Consider the following 4,709-nt stretch of genomic DNA (forward strand, 5'->3'; position numbering starts at 1 on the left):
TTGCAACAGGACGGCCTCATGGCGCAGGCCAGCGCCATGATGGATATCTATGCCCGCGCGCTTGAGCGCCTTGGCATCACCCTCAAGGTCGAAATGACCGACAAGGCGCAATATGCCGAACGCGAGGCGAATTTCGATTTCGACCTCACCATGATGCGCCGCTCGCTCTCGCTCAGCCCCGGCAATGAACAGACCTTCTATTGGGGGGCGGAGTATGCCGACCAACCCGGCAGCCGCAATCTGATGGGCATGAAATCCCCCGCCGCCGAGGCGATGATCCGCGCCATGCTGACCGCCCGCGACCGGGCCGAGTTTGTCGCCGCCACCCGCGCGCTCGACCGGGTGCTGACCGCCGGGCGTTACGTAATCCCGATCCATCAATACAGCGTGGGTCGTATTGCGCATAAGTCACAGTTGAAATACCCAGTGGACCGCTTGCCGATCTATGGGGATGGCATTGGCTTTCTCCCCGAGGTATGGTGGTTCCAAGAATAATAATAAAAATCGCAGCAGACACAGGCAAATGACAGGCAAACCCATGCGAAAACTGATTGCGCTCTCCTTAATCGCGATGCTGGCCGGTTGCGCCACTGTCGATGGTGTGGGACGGGATATATCGGGGGCGGCACGCGGCGTTCAGAGCTGGTTCTGATCCGCAGCGCACCCCCTCCCCCAAGCGTGTTTTCGCCTGCAACCCATCGGGGCGCGGGGGATGGGCTCTGTGTTCCGGAGGTGCGCATGCCTTTCCCCTTGACGCCCCCGCCCAGCCTGTCAAAACCCGCCCCATGAGCACCGCAACCCTGACCATCGACCTTGACGCCATCGTGGCCAACTGGCGCGCGTTGGATGCGCTCTGCACCGGCGATACCGCCGCCGTGGTCAAGGCTGACGCGTACGGTCTTGGGGCCGCCCGCGTGGCCCCGGCCCTTGCCCGCGCGGGCGCACGGCATTTCTTTGTCGCTGTGGCTGAAGAAGGCGTGGCGATCCGCGACATTCTGGGCGCAGTCCCCGCAATCTATGTGTTTTCCGGTCACATGCCGGGGGATGCCGAGATGATCCGCGATCACGCGCTCATTCCGATGATCAATTCGCTCGAACAGATGATCCGCCACGTCGAGGCGCTGCCGGGCCATCCCTTTGGCATCCAGCTTGACAGCGGCATGAACCGTCTGGGGATGGAACCCGCCGAATGGGCCGCGCTGCGCCAGATTGCACTCGCCCAGAACCCGGCGCTGATCATGTCGCACCTCGCCTGCGCCGATGAACCCGATCACGCCATGAATCCGCAACAGCTTGCCACGTTCCGCGACATGACCGACGGTCTCGACGTGCCGCGCAGCTTTGCCAATACCGGCGGCATCCTGCTCGATCCGGCCTATCACTTTGACCTCGCCCGCCCCGGCATCGGCGTCTATGGCGGACGCCCGTTTGAGGGGGCACACCCGGTTGTTACTCTCGATATTCCCGTGATCCAATGCCGCGATCTCGTGCCGGGTGAAACCGTGGGCTATGCCAACAGCTTCACCGCCCCCCGTGACACCCGCATTGCCACCGTTGCGGCAGGCTATGCCGATGGCATCCTGCGCGCCATGGGGCCAAAGACCAGACTTTGGGCGGGTGACACCCCCTGCCCCATCGCAGGCCGCATCTCGATGGACCTGATCTGCGTCGACATCACCGACCTCGGCCACGATCCCGCCAGCCTGCAACTCTTGGGGCCGCATCAGAGCATCGACACGCTGGCCGATAACGCCGATACCATCGGCTACGAAATCCTGACCTCATTGGGGGCGCGCTATACGCGGCGCTATATCGGCGGATGAATTTGATCCTTGGTTTTCTGGCCTCGATTGGCCGCACTGTGCTGGCGGGTCTGGCGTCCATGGGGCGGATCACGCTCTTTGCCAGCGACACGCTCAGCCATCTGGCGCGCCCCCCCTTCTACTGGCGCGAATTCCTGCATGCGCTGGTGCAGATCGGCTGGCTGTCGCTGCCCGTCGTCGGCATGACGGCGCTCTTTACGGGCGGCGCTCTGGCGCTTCAGATTTACGCAGGCGGCGCGCGCTTCAATGCCGAAACCGTGGTGCCCTCGATTGTCGCCATCGGTCTCACCCGCGAGCTTGGTCCCGTGCTGGGCGGCCTCATGGTCGCCGCGCGCGTGGCCTCCTCCATCGCCGCCGAAATCGGCACGATGAAGGTGACAGAGCAGATCGACGCGCTCACCACCCTCTCCACCAACCCGATGAAATACCTCACCCTGCCCCGCGTGCTGGCGGCGACGCTGGCCGTGCCGGTCCTCGTGGGCGTGGGCGATGTGCTTGGCATCATGGGCGGGTTTCTCGTGGGTATCGGGCGGCTTGATTTCGGGGCCGCCACCTATCTGCACAACACGATTGATTTTCTGGAAACCTGGGATGTGGTCTCGGGCCTCATCAAGGGCGCGGCATTCGGCTTTATCGTGGCGTTGATGGGCTGCTACTATGGCATGAACTCGGGCCGCGGCGCGCAGGGCGTGGGGCGCGCCACCAAATCCGCGGTGGTGGCGGCCAGCGTGCTTATCCTCGCCTCCAACTACCTCCTGACAGAACTGTTTTTCGCGTCATGAAACTGGGCTTTCTGATCTCCGCCCTTACGGTCGCAACACCTCTGCATGCAGCTTGCGGCCTACCCCATCTGCTGGGAAAAACCGGCACACTGGTCCATGAATTTAATTCCTGTCGCACAGATGGCGAAGTTGGCGTTGATGCGACGCTTGAACTGACAACTTTCAATCTCCTGAATGGTCAGACGCGCCTGCAGGCCTTTGCCGTCCTGAGCGATCAAGGTTTCGTTTGTAAGGATGAGACATGTACGCTTGTTTCGACATCCCGCGAAACCAATTTCGACCGATGGTTTGGCCTTCATTCCTTAAACCCGATGGCAAAGAATAAGCGATACTGGCATCGGTCCAGTTACATTATCTCTTTAAATGGTGACACCATCCTTAAATCTTCTGACGTCACTGCTGATTTTCTCTCCGAAACGGCATTGGTAGCATGGCCTCGTCGTCCTCAGGCTGAAGACTATGAGATAAAGAATGATTGAGCTTCACAACGTCCACAAAGCCTTCGGCTCCAACCGTGTCCTGCGCGGCGTGAACCTGACCATTCCCTCGGCCACCTCTCTGGTGATCATCGGCGGTTCGGGCACCGGCAAATCCGTGGCGCTGAAATGTATCCTTGGCCTTGTCCGCCCCGACAGCGGCACCATCACCCTGGATGGGCAGGACGTAACACGCGGCGACCGCGACGCCTTTCTCGCCCGCTTCGGCATGCTCTTTCAGGGCGGCGCGCTCTTTGACTCGCTCCCGGTCTGGCAAAACGTCGCCTTCCGCCTCTTGCGCGGCTCGCTCAAGCGGCCTCTGTCCGAGGCCCGCGAGATCGCCATCGAGAAACTGCGCCGTGTCGGCCTCAAACCCGATGTCGCCGATAAATTCCCCGCCGAGCTTTCGGGCGGCATGCAAAAGCGTGTAGGCCTCGCCCGTGCCATCGCCGCCGAACCCGAGATCATCTTCTTTGACGAGCCCACGACCGGCCTTGATCCCATCATGGCCGGCGTGATCAACGACCTGATCCGCGAAATCGTCACCGAAATGGGCGCCACCGCCATGACCATCACCCACGATATGACATCCGTGCGCGCCATCGCCGACAATGTCGCCATGCTGCATGACGGCGTGATCAAATGGACCGGCCCCGTGTCCGAGATGGACCACTCCGGCGATCCCTATCTCGACCAGTTCATCCACGGCAGGGCCGAGGGACCAATCGAGGCAGTGCGGTGAAATATGAACCAAGCGGCAGAGCTTTCCTATTCGATCCTTCAGCCCGAAATTGGTCTGGGAATTAGGATCTTCGCGTGGCTGATCTTGGCGATTCCCGTTCTTGCTGGCTTTGCACTCTGGCAGCATTGGCACCGCTCTCGTGACTCCAAACACGCTGTCTTAGGTATGATTTTTGCCGCGCTCTGGACGATCTGGAGCGGATTGCAATTGACGGGCCTTCTACCAAAGCTTCACTCCTATCAGTTTGCGGCGTTGCTCTCTGTGTTACTCTTTGTGGGCACGCTCTACGACTGGGTAAAATGTGTTTGGGGCAAAAGACCTATGCTCGGTGACCTGCTTGTTATGTCCGCTATCGTCGGCGCTGTCTTATGCTGACCTACGAGATCTCGTTCAATAAAACGGCGTCTCCGTATTTGAATTACCTGAAACGTCCGGCGGAGGGCGAGTAGATAGATTTGATGCTCAAATACGCCAACCTCTCTCTCCTTCTCCTCTTCCCCCTCGCGTGGTTCGCGCCACTCTTGCGCGCAGGGATTGACCTGCCGCTCTTTGGCCTCTCGGAAATCTCCGTCATCTCGGGCCTGCAAGCGCTCTGGCAGAGCGATGTCTACTTGGCCCTTCTGGTCACGGTCTTTGCCCTCTTCGCCCCCTATCTCAAGACCATCGGCTTGGCCCTTCTCGATTTCGGTCTTCTCTCCCCCCGCGCCCTGCCCGCGCTGCACCTCTTGGGCAAACTCGCCATGGCCGATATTTTCCTCATCGCGCTCTATATCATCGTGGTCAAAGGCGTGGGCCTCGCTCGGCTCGAAGTGGCCTGGGGCCTCTATCTCTTTACCGCCTGCATCCTCGCCTCTCTGGCGATCAGCCTCAGACACCGCCACAATCC

At 60.6% G+C, this 4,709-nt stretch carries 6 protein-coding genes and 1 pseudogene; all 7 read left to right on the forward strand.

What is annotated here, in order from left to right; translation table 11 throughout:
* Positions 1-495 (forward strand): annotated as a pseudogene (locus tag KBT70_RS04570) (ABC transporter substrate-binding protein); the annotation flags it as partial.
* 290 nt (positions 496-785) lie between these two features.
* On the forward strand, positions 786-1,823 hold the full coding sequence (gene alr, locus KBT70_RS04580) for an alanine racemase (RefSeq protein ID WP_296629335.1): 1,038 nt from the start codon (positions 786-788) through the stop codon (positions 1,821-1,823).
* Entirely contained in the window at positions 1,820-2,605 is a 786-nt protein-coding gene (locus KBT70_RS04585; protein ID WP_296629337.1) for an ABC transporter permease, read from the forward strand. Before alr ends, KBT70_RS04585 begins: the two co-directional genes overlap by 4 nt.
* Positions 2,602-3,084: a hypothetical protein gene (locus tag KBT70_RS04590; RefSeq protein WP_296629339.1), complete on the forward strand. Its 483-nt coding sequence runs from the start codon at positions 2,602-2,604 to the stop codon at positions 3,082-3,084. The genes KBT70_RS04585 and KBT70_RS04590 overlap by 4 nt, the downstream gene beginning before the upstream one ends.
* The gene (locus tag KBT70_RS04595) at positions 3,077-3,823 is read left to right on the forward strand and encodes an ATP-binding cassette domain-containing protein (RefSeq protein WP_296629342.1); all 747 of its coding nucleotides are present in this window, start codon (positions 3,077-3,079) and stop codon (positions 3,821-3,823) included. The genes KBT70_RS04590 and KBT70_RS04595 overlap by 8 nt, the downstream gene beginning before the upstream one ends.
* 3 nt (positions 3,824-3,826) lie before the next feature.
* Positions 3,827-4,198, forward strand: a complete 372-nt coding sequence (locus KBT70_RS04600) for a hypothetical protein (protein ID WP_296629344.1) — start codon at positions 3,827-3,829, stop codon at positions 4,196-4,198.
* Between the two features lie 83 nt (positions 4,199-4,281).
* On the forward strand, positions 4,282-4,709 hold a 428-nt coding region (locus KBT70_RS04605), incomplete at its 3' end, for a paraquat-inducible protein A (protein WP_296629346.1).

It is taken from the genome of Roseovarius sp., assembly GCF_018066915.1.
Classification (GTDB): Bacteria; Pseudomonadota; Alphaproteobacteria; order Rhodobacterales; family Rhodobacteraceae; genus Roseovarius.